This window comes from Actinomadura sp. 1N219, assembly GCF_044326405.1.
Lineage (GTDB): Bacteria > Actinomycetota > Actinomycetes > Streptosporangiales > Streptosporangiaceae > Spirillospora.
This window is the reverse complement of sequence record NZ_JBIRAY010000012.1, coordinates 59,335-76,908: the sequence shown is the minus strand read 5'-3', so window position 1 is coordinate 76,908 and position 17,574 is coordinate 59,335. Positions and strand designations below refer to the sequence as shown.

17 protein-coding genes are annotated in these 17,574 nt (G+C 74.6%); 7 read left to right on the top strand and 10 right to left on the bottom strand.

Annotated features, from left to right (window positions below; all coding sequences use genetic code 11):
• Positions 1 to 77 precede the first annotated feature (77 nt).
• Entirely contained in the window at positions 78 to 1,277 is a 1,200-nt protein-coding gene (locus tag ACH35V_RS31195; protein WP_395977832.1) for an aminotransferase class I/II-fold pyridoxal phosphate-dependent enzyme, read from the top strand.
• Positions 1,278 to 1,287: 10 nt separating this feature from the next.
• Here ACH35V_RS31195 and ACH35V_RS31190 read toward each other — a convergent pair whose 3' ends face one another.
• The 4 genes from ACH35V_RS31190 to ACH35V_RS31175 form a co-directional block, all read right to left on the bottom strand.
• Positions 1,288 to 2,163, bottom strand: a complete 876-nt coding sequence (locus tag ACH35V_RS31190; protein ID WP_395977830.1) for an oxygenase MpaB family protein — start codon at positions 2,161 to 2,163, stop codon at positions 1,288 to 1,290.
• A 101-nt stretch (positions 2,164 to 2,264) separates the two neighbouring features.
• The gene (locus ACH35V_RS31185; RefSeq protein ID WP_395977828.1) at positions 2,265 to 3,452 is read right to left on the bottom strand and encodes a thiolase C-terminal domain-containing protein; all 1,188 of its coding nucleotides are present in this window, start codon (positions 3,450 to 3,452) and stop codon (positions 2,265 to 2,267) included.
• Between the two features lie 106 nt (positions 3,453 to 3,558).
• Positions 3,559 to 4,635 (bottom strand): threonine aldolase family protein, encoded by a 1,077-nt coding sequence (locus ACH35V_RS31180; RefSeq protein WP_395977826.1) that lies wholly within the window; start codon positions 4,633 to 4,635, stop codon positions 3,559 to 3,561.
• Between the two features lie 43 nt (positions 4,636 to 4,678).
• Positions 4,679 to 5,293 carry a hypothetical protein gene (locus tag ACH35V_RS31175; protein WP_395977824.1) on the bottom strand — a complete coding sequence of 205 codons (615 nt, stop codon included), beginning with the start codon at positions 5,291 to 5,293 and terminating at the stop codon, positions 4,679 to 4,681.
• 627 nt (positions 5,294 to 5,920) lie between these two features.
• Between ACH35V_RS31175 and ACH35V_RS31170 the strand changes: the two genes are divergently transcribed.
• Entirely contained in the window at positions 5,921 to 7,393 is a 1,473-nt protein-coding gene (locus ACH35V_RS31170) for a GAF domain-containing protein (protein ID WP_395977822.1), read from the top strand.
• A 17-nt stretch (positions 7,394 to 7,410) separates the two neighbouring features.
• On the opposite strand, the gene ACH35V_RS31165 is transcribed toward ACH35V_RS31170, so the two are convergent.
• A complete protein-coding gene (locus tag ACH35V_RS31165; RefSeq protein ID WP_395978276.1) occupies positions 7,411 to 8,142 on the bottom strand; it encodes a histidine phosphatase family protein in 732 nt (243 codons plus the stop codon).
• A 57-nt stretch (positions 8,143 to 8,199) separates the two neighbouring features.
• Here ACH35V_RS31165 and ACH35V_RS31160 point away from each other — a divergent pair, with 57 nt between their 5' ends.
• Both ACH35V_RS31160 and ACH35V_RS31155 read left to right on the top strand, forming a co-directional pair.
• The gene (locus ACH35V_RS31160; RefSeq protein WP_395977820.1) at positions 8,200 to 8,562 is read left to right on the top strand and encodes a hypothetical protein; all 363 of its coding nucleotides are present in this window, start codon (positions 8,200 to 8,202) and stop codon (positions 8,560 to 8,562) included.
• Between the two features lie 97 nt (positions 8,563 to 8,659).
• Complete coding sequence (locus ACH35V_RS31155; protein ID WP_395978274.1) at positions 8,660 to 9,118, top strand: hypothetical protein; 459 nt, start codon at positions 8,660 to 8,662, stop codon at positions 9,116 to 9,118.
• A 38-nt stretch (positions 9,119 to 9,156) separates the two neighbouring features.
• Here ACH35V_RS31155 and ACH35V_RS31150 read toward each other — a convergent pair whose 3' ends face one another.
• Positions 9,157 to 9,936 carry an NERD domain-containing protein gene (locus ACH35V_RS31150; RefSeq protein WP_395977818.1) on the bottom strand — a complete coding sequence of 260 codons (780 nt, stop codon included), beginning with the start codon at positions 9,934 to 9,936 and terminating at the stop codon, positions 9,157 to 9,159.
• Positions 9,937 to 10,262: 326 nt separating this feature from the next.
• Here ACH35V_RS31150 and hrpB point away from each other — a divergent pair, with 326 nt between their 5' ends.
• Positions 10,263 to 12,767, top strand: coding sequence for an ATP-dependent helicase HrpB (gene hrpB / locus ACH35V_RS31145; protein ID WP_395977816.1), 2,505 nt, complete (start codon positions 10,263 to 10,265; stop codon positions 12,765 to 12,767).
• Here the strand turns inward: hrpB and ACH35V_RS31140 are convergent.
• On the bottom strand, positions 12,751 to 13,503 hold the full coding sequence (locus tag ACH35V_RS31140) for a TetR/AcrR family transcriptional regulator (protein ID WP_395977814.1): 753 nt from the start codon (positions 13,501 to 13,503) through the stop codon (positions 12,751 to 12,753). The two genes, hrpB and ACH35V_RS31140, sit on opposite strands and share 17 nt — an antisense overlap.
• Before the next feature lie 93 nt (positions 13,504 to 13,596).
• Between ACH35V_RS31140 and ACH35V_RS31135 the strand changes: the two genes are divergently transcribed.
• Positions 13,597 to 14,553 carry an ATP-binding cassette domain-containing protein gene (locus ACH35V_RS31135; RefSeq protein ID WP_395977812.1) on the top strand — a complete coding sequence of 319 codons (957 nt, stop codon included), beginning with the start codon at positions 13,597 to 13,599 and terminating at the stop codon, positions 14,551 to 14,553.
• Positions 14,550 to 15,344, top strand: a complete 795-nt coding sequence (locus ACH35V_RS31130; protein WP_395977810.1) for an ABC transporter permease — start codon at positions 14,550 to 14,552, stop codon at positions 15,342 to 15,344. Before ACH35V_RS31135 ends, ACH35V_RS31130 begins: the two co-directional genes overlap by 4 nt.
• Before the next feature lie 10 nt (positions 15,345 to 15,354).
• Here the strand turns inward: ACH35V_RS31130 and ACH35V_RS31125 are convergent, their stop codons facing one another.
• The 3 genes from ACH35V_RS31125 to ACH35V_RS31115 all read right to left on the bottom strand — a co-directional run bounded on the left by ACH35V_RS31125 (position 15,355) and on the right by ACH35V_RS31115 (position 17,480).
• On the bottom strand, positions 15,355 to 16,059 hold the full coding sequence (locus ACH35V_RS31125) for a hypothetical protein (protein ID WP_395977808.1): 705 nt from the start codon (positions 16,057 to 16,059) through the stop codon (positions 15,355 to 15,357).
• 78 nt (positions 16,060 to 16,137) lie between these two features.
• A complete protein-coding gene (locus ACH35V_RS31120; protein WP_395977806.1) occupies positions 16,138 to 16,881 on the bottom strand; it encodes an anti-sigma factor family protein in 744 nt (247 codons plus the stop codon).
• Positions 16,878 to 17,480: a sigma-70 family RNA polymerase sigma factor gene (locus tag ACH35V_RS31115; protein ID WP_395977804.1), complete on the bottom strand. Its 603-nt coding sequence runs from the start codon at positions 17,478 to 17,480 to the stop codon at positions 16,878 to 16,880. The genes ACH35V_RS31120 and ACH35V_RS31115 overlap by 4 nt, the downstream gene beginning before the upstream one ends.
• Positions 17,481 to 17,574: the final 94 nt, after the last annotated feature.

Below are 17,574 nucleotides of genomic sequence, written 5' to 3'. Positions count from 1 at the left end.
CACTATGATTAGGCTTCGCTACAGGAAGTGACGGTCTTGAGGGCCGGAGATGGCATGACCGGGGGAGAGTGACGACCATGACCAGCGCTCACCAGCGGCTGGGCGAACGCATCAGGGACTTCCGGGTCAGCAGGGGCGGACGCCGGCCGTGGCCGGCCAAGGCGCCCGGCGGCCGCGCGATCGTGCTGACCTGTAGCGACTACCTCGCGATCGCCGAGCATCCGGCGATCGCCGACGCCATGATCGCCAGCCTCAGGTCGGCGGAGGGCGCGGCGCCGATGCCGGGTCCGTGCCTGCCCGACGACCACCCGCAGCTCCTCCTCGGCGCGGAGTTCGCCCGGCACATGGGCGCCCGCGCCGGGGTGCTGTGCCCGTCGGGCTGGGCGGCCAACACCGGGCTGCTGCAGGTGGTCGCCGGTCCGGACGTCCCCGTCTACCTGGACGTCCTCGCGCACATGTCGCTGTGGGAGGGCGCGCGCGCCGCGGGCGCCGAGCTGGCCTACTTCCGCCACAACGACCTCGCCCACCTGCGCCGCCGGATCGAGGTGGGCGGCTCCGGGGTGATCGTCGCCGACGCCGTCTACAGCACCGACGGGTCGGTGGCCCCGCTGCCCGGCCTGGTGGAGATCGCCGAGGAGCACGGCTGCCTCCTCGTCGTGGACGAGTCGCACTCGCTCGGCACGCACGGCAAGCGCGGCGAGGGCCTCGTCGCGGCGCTCGGGCTGACCGGCCGCGTCGACTTCCGCACCGCGAGCCTGGCGAAGGCGGTGCCCGGACGCGCCGGGCTGATCGCCTGCGACCGTCCCGGCTTCGCCGACTACTTCACCCACACCGCGCTTCCGGCCGTGTTCAGCTCGACGCTGCTGCCGCACGACATCGCGGGGCTCGCGGCGGCGCTGAAGGTCGTCCGGGACGAGAACCGCCGCCGGGACCGGCTGCACTCCGTCACCCGCCGCCTGCGCGACGGCCTGACCGACCTCGGCTACCGGCTCGTCGAGTCGGACACGCCGATCATCGCGTTGGAGAAGGGCTCGGAGGCCGACGCGACGCTCCTCCGGGACGCGCTCGTCACCCGCGGGATCTACACCGCGGCGCTGTTCCCGCCGACGGCGTCGGTGGGGCGGACGCTGGTGCGCCTGTCCGCGCACGCGGGTCTCAGCGACGGCGACGTCCGCCGGGTCCTGTCGGTCTTCGCGCAGCTGCGCGAACCGGCGGAGGCCCCGGCCCGCGCGGGCCGCCCCGGCCGCTCCACCCGCCACAACGCGGGCCGCTCGTGATCGGGGCGGGTCAGGCGGCGGGCTGGTAGCGGTCCTGGCGGGTCTGGGCGCCGATGTAGCGGAGCATGCTGCGCAGCGCCCAGCGGTTGATGCCGGTCGGCATCATGCGGTAGCCGTGCCGGTGCGCCATCGCGAGCGCGCCGAACCGGGCCTGGTCGAGGACGGTCCAGGGGATGTCGAAGCGCTCCCGGACGATCGCGGGCAGGCAGCCGAAGGTGATGAGCCGCAGCGGGCGTTCGATGACGAGGCGTCCCGCGCGGTCGAGGCGGTGGCCGCCGACGGGCAGGAGCGTGACCGTGTCCGACCCGTGCTTGGCGATCTCCAGGGCGCGGGCGGCGGCCGGGGTGAGTTCGAGTCGTTCGGCGCAGATGTGCCAGAACCTGGACTGGAACGCGGCGTAGTCGGCGGGGACGGGACGCATGCTGACGCCGTACCGGGAGTACCAGGTGACGGTCTCGGCGTACATCCGCTCGTGGTCCTCGGCGGTGAGGGCGCCGGGGTGGAACGTCTCCGCGGCCTTGAAGATCTCCCAGGTGAAGGTGGCGTGCGCCCACCAGAACGTCTCGGGTTCGAGGGCGTGGTAGCGGCGGGCGCGCTCGTCCACGCCGCCGATGGCGCGGTGCAGGTCGCGGATGGCGCGGGCGCGGGGCTCGCCGTCCGGGGCGAGGATCGTCGCCCAGATCTGCGGGACGGACCGGTGGATCCGGTCGAACGGCGCGTCGAAGAACGCGGAGTGCTCGCTGACGCCGGCGCCGATGGCGGGGTGCATGAGCTGCATGAGCCCGGCGGCGGCGCCGGGCAGCAGCGAGCGCAGGTCGGCGGCGTGCCGCCAGAGGAGCGTGCCGGGCCCGAGCGGAGCGCGGGCACACGAGGACGGGGCGGGCATCGCACCTCCTGGGGGGAAGTGACCACTTATGCCAGCCTAGCGCCCATGAGACAAGAGTCAACTTTTGTCGCACGTCCTGAATCGAGGACGCGCCCCCTGGGCTAGCAGCTCTTGTAGACGGCGACGGCGCAGGCGCTGCCCAGGCCGATGTTGTGCTGGAGGGCGACGCGGGCGCCGTCGACCTGGCGGGCGCCGGCCTTGCCGCGGAGCTGCCAGGTGAGCTCGGCGCACTGGGCGAGGCCGGTGGCGCCCAGCGGGTGGCCCTTGGAGATGAGGCCGCCGGACGGGTTGACGACCCACGTCCCGCCGTAGGTGGTGGCCGCGTCGTCGACGAGCTTGTGGCCCTCGCCGACCTCCGCCATGCCGAGCGCCTCGTAGGTGATGAGCTCGTTGGCGCTGAAGCAGTCGTGCAGTTCGACGACGTCGACGTCCTCGATGGACGCCTGCGCCTCGTCCAGGGCGGCGCGGGCGGCGCGCTGGGAGCAGCCGAACCCGACGACCTGGATGGACGAGTGGTCGGCGAAGCTGTCGGGGGTGTCGGTGGCGATGTGGTGTCCGGCGATCTCGACGGCCTGATCCCAGAGGCCGTGCTCGTCCAGGAACCGCTCGCTGACCACGATCGCGGCGGCGGCGCCGTCTGAGGTGGGGGAGCACTGCAGCTTGGTCAGCGGGTCGAAGATCATCGTGGCGTTCTTGACGTCGTCCAGCGAGTACTCGGTCTGGAACTGCGCGTAGGGGTTGTTGACGGAGTGCTTGTGGTTCTTCCAGCCGATCCAGGCGTAGTGGTCGGGGGTGGAGCCGTACCTCTCCATGTGCTCGCGGCCGGCGTTGCCGAACATCTGCGGCATGGGCGCCTTGTCCATCTCCCAGTCGCGGCCCGCGGCCATGGACGTGAGGTGGTGGTCGATGATGGTGACCTTGGACTCGCCGACGCCCGCGCCGAGCGACCCCTTCTTCATCTTCTCCATGCCGAGCGCGAGCGCGCAGTCGGCGAGGCCGCCGCGGACGGCCTGGCGGGCGAGGAACAGGGCGCTGGACCCGGTCGCGCAGGCGTTCATGACGGTCATCACCGGGATGCCGGTCATGCCGGTCTCGTAGAGGGCGCGCTGGCCCATCGACCCGTACATCGAGCCCGCGTAGGCCATTTGGACCGCGTCGTAGCCGACGCCTGCGTCGGCGAGTGCGTTGCCGACGGCCTCCCTGGCCATGTCGGGGTACTCCCAGTCGCGGGAGCCGGGCTTCTCGAACTTGGTCATGCCCACGCCGACGACGAAGGTGCGGTTGGCCATCGGGGTCGCCTCCTGTACCGAATCCTGTTCGGATGAACGATAGCCCCGGGGGCGGCGGCGCGGCCGTCGCGTTCCCGATGGCCGGGACGGGTGGGCGGCGCCGGCGTCAGGCGGTCATTTCCTCGGCCAGGGCGGCGGCGAACGCGTCGACGTCGTCCTCGGTGGTGTCGAAGGAGCAGACCCAGCGGACCTCGCCGGTCCGCTCGTCCCAGGTGTAGAACGGGAAGCGCTTGCGCAGCCGGTCCGCCGCGCCCTTCGGGACGATCGCGAACACCGCGTTCGCCTCCACGGCCTGCGTGATCTCGACGCCGGGGACGGCGCGGGCGGCGGACTCCAGGCGGCGGGCCATGGCGTTGGCGTGGGCGGCGTTGCGGAGCCACAGGTCGCCGTCCAGCAGCGCGACGAGCTGCGCGGACACGTACCGCATCTTCGACGCGAGCTGCATGCTCGACTTGCGCAGGTAGGTCACGCCGCGGACCGCGTCCGGGTTCAGGACGACGATCGCCTCGCCGAGCAGCAGCCCGTTCTTGGTGCCGCCGAACGACAGCACGTCCACGCCCGCGTCGGTGGTGAGGGCGCGCATCGGGACGCCGAGCGAGGCGGCGGCGTTGGCGATGCGCGCGCCGTCCATGTGCACGGACATGCCGCGCTCGTGCGCCGCGGCGGCCACCGCCGCGGTCTCCTCCGGCGTGTAGACGGTCCCCAGCTCGGTGCTCTGGGTCATCGAGACGACGGCGGGCTGCCGCCGCTGGACGTTGCCGAACCCGGTGGCGTGCGCCTCGACCAGGCCGGGTGTCAGCTTGCCGTCCGGCGCCGGCACCGTGACCAGCTTCAGGCCCGCGATCTTCTCGGGCGCGCCGCACTCGTCGGTGTTGATGTGCGCGGACTCCGGGCACACGACCGAGCTCCACCGCTCCGACATGGCCTGGAGCGACACGACGTTCGCGCCCGTCCCGTTGAACACCGGGAACACCTCGGCCCGCTCGCCGAAGTGGCGGCGGACGACGTCGCGGAGCCGGGCGGTGACGGCGTCGGCGCCATAGGCGGGCTGGTGCCCTTCGTTGACGGCGGCCAGCGCGGCGAGGACGTCCGGGTGGACGCTCGCCTGGTTGTCGCTCGCGAACGCCCGCGCGGCGGCGGGACGGGTCGTGTCGGTGGTGCGGTCGTTCGGCGGCTGCGTCATGCGCCCATTGTTCAGGACGCGCGGACGGTCTTCCCGTGCCGGGTCAGGCGGGGCGGTCGGTGATGTTCTGGACCGGCGCGGGGGCCTCAGACGGCCGAGCGGAGCTCGTCGATTGATTGGCGGTGGGTGGGGGCTGGAGGACGGTTGGCGGGTCGGCGGCGCGGAGGGGCATGCGGGCGCGCATGGCGTCCAGGTCGTCGCCGAGGCGGGCCATGTTGGACTGCAGGTCGCGCCACAGCCCGGACCGCTGCTCCAGCTGCGCGATCTTGGTGCGCAGGTCGCCGATGCGGCGTTCGGCGGCCTCCAGCCGGGCGCCGTTGCCGGCGGTGTCGCGGCCGGTGCGGATCAGGCTGGTGGCGACGGCGGCCAGGTCGCGTTCGGCGTCGTCCATCCGCTCGTCGATGCGCGGCAGCAGCCGGTCGTTGAGCTGGCCGACCAGCGAGTCGAGCTCGGCGCGGACCCTGCGCAGCTCGGCGTCCTGGTCGCGGACGGCGTCCTCGAGTATCTTGAGGCGTTCGGTGAGGGCGGGAAGGAGCCGCCCGAGTTCCGCCGACCGTTCCAGATCCCGCCCGAGTCTGACGAGAAGGCCCATGCCCTCGCGCAGCTGGCGCTCCGCCTCGGCGGCGGCGCGGCGGACGAGACCGGGGATCACGGTCATGGCGCTCCCTCCAGGGGGCCGTGCGGATGGAAACTCCTTAAACTCTAGGCGAACCGCCCATGAACGGTTTGTGGACTCCGGGGATTATTTCGGCGCGCCGGCCGGTTTTCGATCTTCCGCGGGCCGGGCCCGTTCGGCCGGTGCCGGCGTGCTGCATGCGCACAGCCCCCGGCTGACGATGAGCAGTGCGCGTTCGGCGGTGTAGTCCGCCCGGTCGAGGGCCGGCCGGACACGGTGACAGGTCAGGCAGAGCATGCGTTCTTCGTCCTCCCCGTGAAGCCCGGGGGGCGCTCTGGGTTCGTGCGGCCCGTCCGGGAGACGCCCCCCCGCGTCCCCCGGACCATGGCGGCCGCACGCGGGCCGCTCCGTCGTGCGGCCCCGGCTCCGGCGTCCGGCGCGCGCTCCCCCCCGACACGCGCGCCGGACGACCGAACCACCTGGAACAGCCCCTTCGGCTTCCAGTGCCGATTACAGTAAGCGCTCCCACGTTGCATGCACGTTGCGATCACTCTGTCACTCACCGTGCCGGGATCGATTGCGAGAGAATCTCAGGAAAACGGTTGCGCCGCCCCGCGGATGGGCCGATCCTCAGACACGCCAGGTTCTCTCCGGGGGAAAGGACTACTGGTGACGCAGAACCTGTTGGCCGTCCGACGAGCCATCTCCGACTCATGGCGCCGTTCCGAGAACGCCGGCGTCGACGCGGACGTGCGGGCCGCGCCGCTGGTGTTCGACCGCGACGTCATCGCCGACGCCCGCGTCGCCCATCCGCTCGACCCGCACCTGCCGCTGCTGGAGGGCCTGCTGCGGCACGTCGCCGACGAGACCGAGCACCTGATGGTGATCACCGACGACGGCGGGCACGTGCTGTGGACGCAGGGCCCGCCAGGCGCGCGCCGCGCCGCGGACCGGATCGGGCTGGGGGAGGGGTTCCGCTGGTCGGAGGACGTCGTCGGCACCAACGGGATCGGCCTGGCCCTCGCCACCGGGCGTCCCGAGTTCGTGTACGCCGCCGAGCACGTCGCGCACGTCCTGCACCGCTGGTCGTGCGCCGCCGCGCCGATCACCGACCCCGACTCGGCGGCGGTGATCGGCTGCATCGACGTGAGCGCGACCGTGGAGGCGCTGCATCCGGCGACCGTCGCGCTCGTCAGCGCGGCGGCCCGGCTGGCGGAGTCGCGGCTGGAGAACGAGATGCAGCAGCGGGACGAGCTGCTGCGCGAACGGCTCCTGCCGCATCTGCGGGGCCTGCGCGAGCCCGGCGTCCTGGTCACCGCGACCGGCCGGATCATCGGCGCCGGGCCCGGCGAGCCGGCCCTGGCCGGGTGGCGCGGGCGGCGCGTGCTCGCCCCCGAGGGCGGCGGGACGGTCACGCTGCCGGACGGCCGCGCCGCCGTCGCCGAGCCGCTCGGCGAGGCGTTCCTGCTGCGCCCGCCCGCCGTCCGCCCGCGGCGCGGCCGGGGCGCTCCGGGAGCCCGGTCGCCGGGATGCCGCTCCGCCCCGTCCGCCGCCGGGGAGGGGCCGCTGCTGACGCTGTCGTTCCTCGGCGACGGCCGCCCGCACGCCCGCCTCGACGGCGGGCCGCTGACGCTGTCGCTGCGGCACGCCGAGATCCTCGCCCTGCTCGCGCTGCACCCGCGCGGCCTGACCGGCGACCGGCTGGCGCTGTACCTGTACGGCGACGACGGCAGCCCCGCGACAGTCCGGCCCGAGATCCACCGGCTCCGCCAGCAGTTCGGCGACATCGTCCGCGCGCGTCCCTACCGGCTCGAATGCGCGGTCGAGGCCGACTTCCTCACCGTCCGGCGGCTGCTGGACGACGGCGACGTCGCCGGGGCCGTGCGGCTCTACACCGGGGAGCTGCTGCCCGGCTCGGACGCGCCCGCCCTCTGCGAGGAGCGCGACGAGCTGGCCGTGCGGGTCCGGCGGCAGGCGCTCGACCGGGGCGGCGCCGACGCGCTGTGGACCTACGCGCAGACCGAGCCCGGACGCTTCGACCTGGAGGCCCTGGAGCGGCTCAGCGCCGTCCTGCCGCCGGGGGACTCGCGGCTCGCGGCCGTCGCGTCCCGCAGCGACCGCCTCCTCAACGACGACGACTAGCGGCCGGGCCCGGGGGCTCAGGGGGAGACGACGCCCGCGTCGACGAGGTGTTCGCGGTCGTTGTAGGTGACGGCCCGCAGGGCGGCGCCGTCCTGCAGCCACCTGGTCACCGACGCGTTCGCGATCGGCGTCTTCTCGATCTCCAGGATCTCCCGCTCCGACAGGCCCTCCACCAGGTAGCGGGTCATCACCACGATCGCGTCGTGGGTGACGACCAGCACGCGCCCGCCGGGCGCGTCGGCCTCCAGGTCGCGGTAGAAGCTGCGCAGCCGCAGCGCGAGGTCGGCCCACGACTCGCCGCCCGGCGGCCGGTAGTAGAACTTGCCGAGGCGCCGCAGCCGCTCCGCCTCGGCGGGGAAGCGGCGGCGGACGCCGAGCTCGGTGAGGCCCTGCAGCGCGCCCTGCTCGCGGTCGCGGATCCGCTCGTCCACCCGCGGGCGCAGGCCGTCCGGGTCCTGCGGCGCCGCGTAGGACGTCTGCGCGAGCGCGATGTTCGCCGTGTCGAGGGTGCGCAGGTAGGGGGACACCACGACCGCCGTCGGGCGCTCGTCGGGCGGCAGCGCGGCGAGCCAGCGGCCGAGGCTCGCCGCCTGCGCGCGGCCGGTGTCCGACAGCGGCACGTCCGCGTCCCGTTCCGGGATGCCGGCCTCCTCGGCGTCGGTGCCGAGCACCGCCTGGTACGCGACGTTGCCGGTGCTCTCGCCGTGCCGGGTCAGGGTCAGCCACTGCAGCGCGTTCACGCCCGCCATGCTGCCATGCCGCACCGCCGTGCGCCGTCCTCTACAGCCGGTAGTACTCTTTTGTCCGTGACGGACGTCCTGACCACCGCGATCATCGCGGTGGCGCTGCTGATCGCCGCGTACTCGGTGGTGACGGCGCTGCGCAACCGGGCGATGGACGCCGCCCATCTCATCGCGCTCGGCGTCCTGGAGGTCCTGCTGGCCGCGCAGGCCGTCGTCGGGTTCGTGAAGCTCTCCGGCGACGAGGGCCCGGACGGGTCCGCCACGTTCGTCGGCTACCTGCTCGGCATCCTGCTGATCCCCGCCGCGGGCGCCGGATGGGGACTGCTGGAGCGCACCCGGTGGGGGTCCGCCGTGATCGTGGTCGCCGGGGTCGCCGTCGCGGTCATGGTCGTCCGGCTGGACCAGCTGTGGAGCGGCGGTGGCTGACGGCCGCGCGGACGGCGCGGCCCGTCCGGACGACGGCCGGGCCCGTGCGGACGACGGCCGGGCCCGTGCGGACGACGGCGCCCGCGCCGGCGCCGAGATCCGCACGGGCGGCACGGCGCGCCCCGGCACCGGCGGCGGGCCGGGACGGCTCCTGGTCGCCGTCTACGCGGTCTTCGCGCTCGCGGCCGGCGCGCGGGCGGGCGTCCAGATCGCCACCCGGTTCTCCGACGCGCCGGTCGCCTACGCGCTGTCGGCGTTCGCCGCCGCCGTCTACGTCCTGGCGACGGTCGCGCTCGCGCGCGGCGGGCGGACGTCGTTCCGGGTCGCCGTCGCCGCGTGCTCGATCGAGCTGGCCGGGGTGCTGGTGGTGGGCACGCTCGGCGTCGCCGACTCCGCGGCGTTCCCCGACGAGACCGTCTGGTCCGGGTTCGGCCGCGGCTACGGGTTCGTGCCGCTGGTGCTGCCGGTCGCGGGCCTGCTGTGGTTGCGCCGCACCGCCCGCCAGGGTGGCGGGCCCGTAGCGGGCGGTGGGCGCCCTGTGGGCGGCGGCGAGTGAGCCCTCCGGCCACAGGTGTCGGATGACCGTCGGCACGGTCAGGCGGCCGTGATGCCGGCCGCGGGCGGGGTGAGCCGGCCGCCGATCGGGAGCGCGCGGACGGCGGCCCTGGCGATCGCCTCCACCTCGTCGGGGGAGTAGTCGGCGGACGGGTTGCGGCTCATCCAGCGGATCAGGCGCAGCGGCGGCGCGAACACGATGCGGTCCGCGGTGAACGGCGTCCGGACGAGGTGGCCGCCGTGCACGGCCAGCACCGGCGTCACCTTCACGGGCACCTCCGCGACCCGCGAGATCACCTCGGCGGCGGCGTCGGCCCGCGCGGTCAGCCCGGCCACCAGCTTCGACTGGGTCCGGCCGTCGATGAACAGCCGGCCGCCGTGGTGGGAGATCTCCGCGTCGGGGTGCCAGGCCTCGTTGTGCACCAGCCACACGCCGCCCGGCCCGACCACGAGCTCGTCGGCCGGCCCGTGCCCGGGGACGACCCGCTCGTACAGCACCCGGTGCCCGCGCCGCTCCAGCGTGTGGCGCAGCCACCGGTTCATCCGCGCCTCGCCGCGCAGCCCGCGCCGCCACACACTGGACGCGTGGTGCACGCGCCAATGCACGAACGTGTCCGCGGACGCGATCAGCAGCGCCATCACGATTCCGAATACGGCGTTGACCAGCAGCCCGCACAGGATCAGCGCCGCGACGGCCAGAATTGCGCGGGTCCGCAATCTACCCTTTCGGCCGCGCTGCCACAGCTCTTCGTATACCGCCTGGGGTGAACCGCCGGTGAACGCCGCCCTGTCCCGCAGATAGATGGAGCTGCCGATCATGACGAATCCTCCCAGCACCCTGCAATGACGTCCTCATTATGGGGATACCCACGGTATTGCCGCTACAGTTCACACGGTGACGTAAATCAAACGTGGAAGCAACTTCTAGCCCTTGAAAGCATTGTCTACCTGGCCTTTCAGCGGGGTTGGGCAGTCGAATCCGGGGAAAACTTCAGATGGCGGCAAGGTAATTGCTGAAAGGCTCGGTGCAACTATCACCGCAACGCGCAGAGCCCTTTTCATTTGCGTGGCATTCCCCGCATGGGCGATTACGCAACGGCACCTCCCGGCTCCGGAGAGGGCGCCCGGGAGGGCACACTGGGGCGGTGCACATCGACGCCGCCGAGAGCCTTCCGGTCAGCCGCGCCGTCCCCGGCCTCCGCGCGGCCCTGGACGGCCACGGCGCGGCGGTGCTGGCCGCGCCGCCCGGCACCGGGAAGACCACCCTCGTCCCGCTGGCCCTCGCCGGGCTCGCGCTCGGCGGCCCCGCACCGGCCGGGAAGGTGCTGGTCCTGGAGCCGCGCCGGCTCGCCGCCCGCGCCGCCGCCCGGCGCATGGCCTGGCTCCTCGGCGAACGCGTCGGCGGGCGGGTCGGCGTCACCGTCCGCGGCGAGACGCGTCCCGGCAGCCGCGTCGACCTCGTCACCACCGGGGTCGTCCTGCAGCGCCTCCAGTCAGACCCCGACCTCGACGGCGTCGGCACCGTGATCCTGGACGAATGCCACGAACGGCACCTGGACGCCGACACCGCGCTGGCGTTCCTCCTCGACGTCCGCGCGACGCTCCGTCCCGACCTGCGCCTGGTCGCCGCGTCCGCGACCGCCGACACCGGCCCCTGGGCGCGCCTCCTGGGCGACGCACCGATCGTCGAGACCGAGGCCGCGCTGCATCCCGTGGAGACGGTCTGGGCGCCGCCGCCGCGTCCCGTCCCGCCGCCGCACGGCATGCGCGTCGACCCGGCCTTCCTCGCGCACGTCGCCGCGACGGCCCGCCGCGCCCTGGACGAACGCGACGGCGACGTCCTGTGCTTCCTGCCCGGCGTCGGCGAGATCGCCCGCGTGGCCGGGCTGCTCGGCGATGTGCGCGCCGACGTCCTCCAGGTCCACGGCCAGGCGCCGCGGTCGGTGCAGGACGCCGTGCTGGCGCCCGCGTCCCGGCGGCGGATCGTCCTGGCCACGTCCGTCGCCGAGTCGAGCCTCACCGTGCCCGGCGTCCGGACGGTCGTGGACTCCGGCCTCGCCCGCGAACCCCGCACCGACCACGCCCGCGGCCTCGGCGCGCTCACCACCGTCCGGGCGTCCCGCGCCACCGCCGCCCAGCGCGCGGGCCGCGCCGGGCGGGAGGCGCCCGGCGCGGTCTACCGCTGCTGGACGCAGGCCGAGCACGACCGGCTGCCCGCCCGGCCCCGTCCCGAGATCGAGCTGGCCGACCTCACCGGCTTCGCGCTCCAGGCCGCCTGCTGGGGCGATCCCGGCGCGTCCGGACTCGCGCTGCCCGACCCGCCGCCGCGCGCCGCGCTCGACGCCGCCCGCGCCACCCTGGACGCCCTGGGCGCCGTGCACGGCGGGCACGTCACCGACCGGGGCCGCCGCCTCGCCCGCGTCGGCCTCCACCCGCGCCTGGCCCGCGCGCTGATCGACGGCGCGCCCGAGGTCGGCGCGCGGCGGGCCGCCGAGATCGTCGCGCTGCTGTCCGAGCCTCCGCCGCGCTCGTCCGGCGACGACCTCACCGCCGCCTGGCGCGCCCTCCGCGGCCCCGGCCGCCCGGCCGACGCCCACGCCGCCCGCTGGCGCGACGAGACCCGCCGCCTGCACAAGACCCTCACCGGCGCGGACGGGTCCCCGGCGGGCCGGGGAGACGATCACGCGGCGGGGGTCGTGGTGGCGCTGGCGTTCCCGGAGCGGGTCGCGCGGGCGCGGCGGGGGAGCGGATACCTGATGGCGTCCGGGACGGGCGCCGCGCTCGCCGACGGATCGGCCCTCGCCGGCGCGCGGGCGGAATGGCTGGCGATCGCGGCGGCCGACCGGCCCGCGGGCGCGGCGTCGGCGCGCGTCCGGCAGGCCGTGGTGATCGGCGAGGACGCCGCGCGGTTCGCCGCCGCGCCGCTCCTGGCGACGGCCGAAGAGGTCGCCTGGCGGGACGGCGACGTCGTCGCGCGCCGCGTCGAACGGCTCGGCGCGATCGAACTGGACGCGCGCCCCCTGCGGAACCCCGACCCCGACCTGGTCCGGGCGGCGCTCCTGGACGGCGTCCGAGCCGAAGGGCTCGGCCTGCTGACCTGGACGCCGGCGGCCCGCGCCCTCCGCGACCGGCTCGCCTTCCTCCACGCCGCGATCGGCGACCCGTGGCCCGCGGTCGACGACGGGGCGCTGCTGGAACGCGTCCCGGAATGGCTGGCGGGCGCGCGGCGCCGCGCCGACCTGAGCAAGATCGACGTCGCCGCCATGCTGCGCGGCCTCCTGCCGTGGGAGCAGGCGAGCAGGCTGGACGAGTACGCGCCCGAGCGGATCGAGGTCCCGTCCGGGTCCCGGATCCGGGTCGACTACGCGCAGGAGCGGCCCGTCCTGGCCGTGAAGCTGCAGGAGCTTTTCGGATGGGACGCGGCGCCGCGTCTCGCGGGCGGACGGGTGCCGCTGGTCGTCCACCTGCTGTCCCCGGCCGGACGCCCGGCGGCGGTCACGGCCGACCTCGCGTCCTTCTGGCGCGAGGGCTACAAGGCGGTCAGGGCGGAGCTGCGCGGACGCTACCCCAAGCATCCCTGGCCCGAAGACCCGGCGCAGGCCGCGCCGACGAAGCGCACCAACGCGCGGCGGCCTAGCGGGAGTCGATGAGGACGGCGATGCCGTCCAGGATGCGGGCCAGCCCGAACTCGAAGGCGCGGCGCGGGGCGACGGCCGAGTTGTACTCCTGCCCGGCGGCGGTGCCGACGCGGGTCCCGACGGGATAGTCGGCCTCGCTCACGTACGTGTCGAGGAAGGGGGCGGTGGCCTCCCACCACTGCGCGTCGCTGATGCCGCTGCGGCGCTCGGCCTCGGCGGCGCTGACCGACACGCGGGCGGCGCTCTCGGCGAAGCCGGTGATGAGCGCGGCCACCGAGTCCATCTCCAGGTCGGTGAGGCCGACGCCGTCCACGGCCCGCAGCTCGTGCTCGTACTTGCCGATCGTGTTGGGCCCCATCGGCGGCCGGACCATCGTGATCTGCAGCAGCCACGGATGGCGGTGGAACAGCTCCCAGTTCTCGCGGGCGATGTGCTCCAGCCGCTCCCGCCAGGTGTCCTGGACGGGCGGCGTCAGCTCGCCGAACGCGCGGTCGAGCATGACGTCGATCAGCTCGGCCTTGCCCGGCACGTAGGTGTAGATCGACATGGGGGAGACGCCCAGCTCGTCGGCGATGCGGCGGATGGACAGGGCGTCCAGGCCGGCGGCGTCGGCCACCTCGATCGCGGTCCGGACGATCTGCTCGGCGGTCAGCCGCGGCTTCGGGCCGCGCTTCGGCCGCTCCCGCACGCCCCACAGGAGTTCCAGGCTGCGCCTGGGGTCGCCGCCCCCGCTGTACTCGGTCGTCACTCGGCGATTCTCTCAGGGATGAAACTCTGTACGACGTACGTTATATTGTCCGCGAAGGTAAATCCGTACTGCGTACATAGTTTTGGAGGACGCGTGGCGGAACCACGGTTCGCGGTCGTCGCAGACGGGCTGCGCAAACGCTACGGCGACACTGAGGCCCTGGCCGGGCTCGATCTACGGGTGCCCGCGGGCACCGTGCACGGCCTGCTCGGCCCCAATGGCGCGGGCAAGACGACCGCCGTCCGCGTGCTGGCCACGCTGGCCAGGCCGGACGGCGGCACGGCCCGCGTCGCCGGGCACGACGTCGTCCGCGCGGCCGCCGAGGTCCGGACCAGGATCGGGCTCGTCGGGCAGCACGCGGCGGTCGACGAGGTGCTCGGCGGGCGCCAGAACCTCGTCCTGTTCGGCCGCCTCTACCACCTCGGCGCGAAGGAGGCGCGGCGGCGGGCTGACGAGCTGCTGGAGCGGTTCCGGCTGACCGACGCCGACGCCAGGCCCGCGAGCGAGTACTCCGGCGGCATGCGGCGCCGCCTCGACCTGGCCGCGTCCATGATCCTCGCGCCGCCCGTGCTGTTCCTGGACGAGCCCACCACCGGCCTGGACCCGCGCAGCCGGAATGAGGTGTGGGACGCGATCCGCACCCTCGTCGGCGGCGGCACGACCGTCCTGCTCACCACCCAGTACCTGGAGGAGGCCGACCGGCTCGCGGACGGCGTCTCGGTGATCGACCACGGCCGCGTCATCGCCGAGGGCGCCCCGGACGCCCTCAAGGCGCAGCTCGGCGGCGACCGCATCGAGGTCGTCCTGGACGATCCCGCGTCCCTCCCCGCCGCCGCCGAGATCATCGGCAGGGTCGCGTCCGGCGAGGTCGACGTCGACGCCGAGACCCTGCGCGTCGGCGCCCCCGTCACCGAACGGGCCGCCGTGCTGACACAGGCCGTCCGAGCCCTGGACGACGCGGGCCTGCGCGTCGCCGACATCGGCCTCCGCCGCCCCACGCTGGACGAGGTGTTCCTGCACCTCACCGAGAAAGAGGAGGTGCGCTCGTGAGCGTCCAGACGTTGCGCTGGGCCGTCGCCGACGGCCGCGTCCTGACCGGGCGGGCTCTCGCGCACTGGGCGCGGCGGCCGGGCGAGGTCGTGATGGCGCTGCTGTTCCCCGTGATGGTCGTGCTGATGATGGGCTACCTGTTCGGCGGCCAGATGGACGTGCCCGGCGGCGGGAACTACCGGGAGTTCATCGTCCCCGGCATGTTCGCGCTGACGATGGCGTTCGGCGTCGAGACGACGTTCACCGCCATCGCGAGCGACGCCGCCAAGGGGGTGGCCGATCGGTTCCGGGCGATGCCGATGTCCTCGTCCGCCGTCGTCGTGGGCCGCGCCACCGCCGACATGCTGCACTCGGTCGTCGCGCTGGCCGTGATGGCGGTGTGCGGCGTCCTGATCGGCTGGCGCGTCCACGACGGCGCGGCCAAGGCCCTCGCCGGGCTCGGGCTCCTGCTGCTCCTGCGGTTCTCCCTGATCTGGCTCGGCATCTACCTGGGCCTGATGGCGAAGGGCCCGGAGTCGGTCGCGGCCGTCCAGGTGCTGGTGTGGCCGATCGGGTTCCTGTCCAGCGCGCTGGTCGCGCCGAGCACCATGCCGGGCTGGCTCGGCGCGATCGCCGAGTGGAACCCGATGTCGGCGACCGTGACGGCGTGCCGGGAGCTGTTCGGCGACCCCGTGTCCGGCGGGTCGTGGGCGGCGCAGCACAGCGTCCTGATGGCGGTGGTGTGGCCGCTGGTGATCGCCGCGGTGTTCGCCCCGCTGTCGGTCCGCCGCTACCGCGCCCTGGGGCGTTAGGGCAGCGCCGTTAGGGCAGCAAGGACACGCGGTGACGCGCCAGCGCCATCGCCGGATAGCACGCCTCGGGCAGGGGCTCCGCGTTGTTGAGCGCCGCGCGGAGCCTCGGCCCCACGGCCGCCGGATCGTGGGGCTGGACGACGCACAGCTCCGCCTGCATCGCCTGCCGTGCCGCCGCCATCAGCGCCGGGACGTCCCCCACGATCACGACCTCGGACGGCGCGTCGCCGTGCCCGAGCCGCACGGCCGCCGCGTGCAGGCCCCGGGTACCGGCGTCCTCGTAGCGGAATTCGCAGACGAGGCGGTCGCCGTCCAGCGGGCCCTCCTGGATGAGCCACACCTGGCCGGGGACGACCCGTCCGAGCGACCCCTCCCACGGCGCCGCCGGGACGTCGCCGAGCCCGTCGGCCGCACGGCCCGCCGCCCTGCGTCCCGCCACGGGACCGATCGCGGCGAGGGCCCGCAGGAACGCCCGCGCCCCGGGCGTCGCGGCGGCGTGCAGGCAGGTGATCAGGTCGCCGAGCGCGGCGCGCGCGCCCTGCGCGTGCGGGGCCGCGGCCTCCAGGGCGCCGAGCCGCGCGGACGCCCACGCCTCCGCCTCCAGCGGGCCGGGCAGCGCCGGGAGCGCGTCCGCCTCCCGGACGAACGCCGCGTACACCTCGCGCAGGCCCGGCAGCATCAGCTCCGGACCCGAGGACGGCCGGATCGTACTCATCGCCCCAGCGTATGAGACATGCGGGAGCGGCACGTCCCGCGGCCGGTGCGGCCGGACCGCGAGGACGCGCCGCAAGCTCTACGCGGGCAGGGTCAGCAGGGTGCGGGCCCCGCCCGCCGCCCGCCCGGTCGTGCGGACCTCGAACCGGCTGATCTCCGCGGGCCGCAGCGCCGTCCCGCCCTGCAGCGCGAGCCGCGGCTGCGCGGACCCCGGCAGCCCGTACCCCGCCGCCGGGACGGCCCAGCCCGCCACCGTGTGCGCGCGGCCAGCGCGGTCCACGGCGACCAGCTCGCACTCCAGCGGGCCGCGGACCTTGCTCAGCTCCAGCCCGACCCGGCTGCCCCACGCCTTGTCCTGCATCGCGACCGTCCCGGTGACGCCGGACCCCGCGTCGGCGGCCGTCAGTCGGTGCCCGTCCCGCATCAGCGCGGCCGTCCCGCCGTCCGGCTCGGACGCCGCCGTCCCGTCGCGGTCGGCGCCGAGCGTGTACCCGGTGCCGAGCGCGCCGCCGAGCAGCACGACGCCGGCGGCGGCAGCGGCCAGCGCCCGCGTCGAGCGGTGCCGCCGCTCCCGGCGGATCCGGTGCCGCAGCAGGTCGGACACCACCGCTGGCTCGGGCGGCGGCGGGGCGGCCGCCGCGTCGGCCGGCTCGGCGATGGGGCCGATGCCGTCCAGCGTCTCCGCGATGCCGCGCAGCTCGCCCAGCTCCACCTGGCAGGCGACGCACCCCGACAGGTGGGCCTCGAACGCCCGCCGGTCCGGTTCCTCCAGGAGGCCGAGGGCGTAGGCGCCGACGTCGATGTGCAGCATGTCCGCGCTCATGGCGTCACGCCCCTTTCCTCCAGGGCGACGCGCAGCGCCCTGAGCGCGTAGTAGACCCGGGACTTCACCGTGCCCACGGGGATGCCGAGCTGCTTGGCGGCCTCGTTCACGGAGCGGTCCCGGAAGAAGGTCTCGTTGAGGATCTCGCGGTGGGCCGGGGACAGCGCGAGGAGTGCTTCGGACACGACGACGGAGCGCAGCAGATCCTCCAACCCGTCGGGGACGCGCATGTTCTCCAGCGGGCCCTCGCCCGCCTCCTGCGGCCGGGCGTTCTTGCGGCGCTGGTCGTCGATGACGATCCGGCGGGCGACCGTCGCCAGCCACGGCAGCAGCGAGGCCGCGTTCTCGTCGAGCTGGTGCGCGCTGCGCCAGGCGCGGATCATCGTCTCCTGCACGACGTCCTCGGCCCAGTGCCGGTCGCCGCCGGTGAGGCGGAGCACGAACGACAGCAGCGGGCGCCCGTACACGCGGTACAGCTCGGTCACGATCACCTGGTCGTCCACGGCGCCCGCGGGCTGCGGGCCGCGGAACCAGCTCCACGGACCGGCGGCTGTTCGTTCTCGCGGGGCCGACACGGCGGTCGGTGATCTGTGGGCCATCGGGGGTCTCCGGCTGAAGCGGGGGCGGACGGCGCGGTGACCGTGAGCCAGGTGTCACGTCGGGAGGCAGTACGCGGCCCGGGTCGCCGGAGGT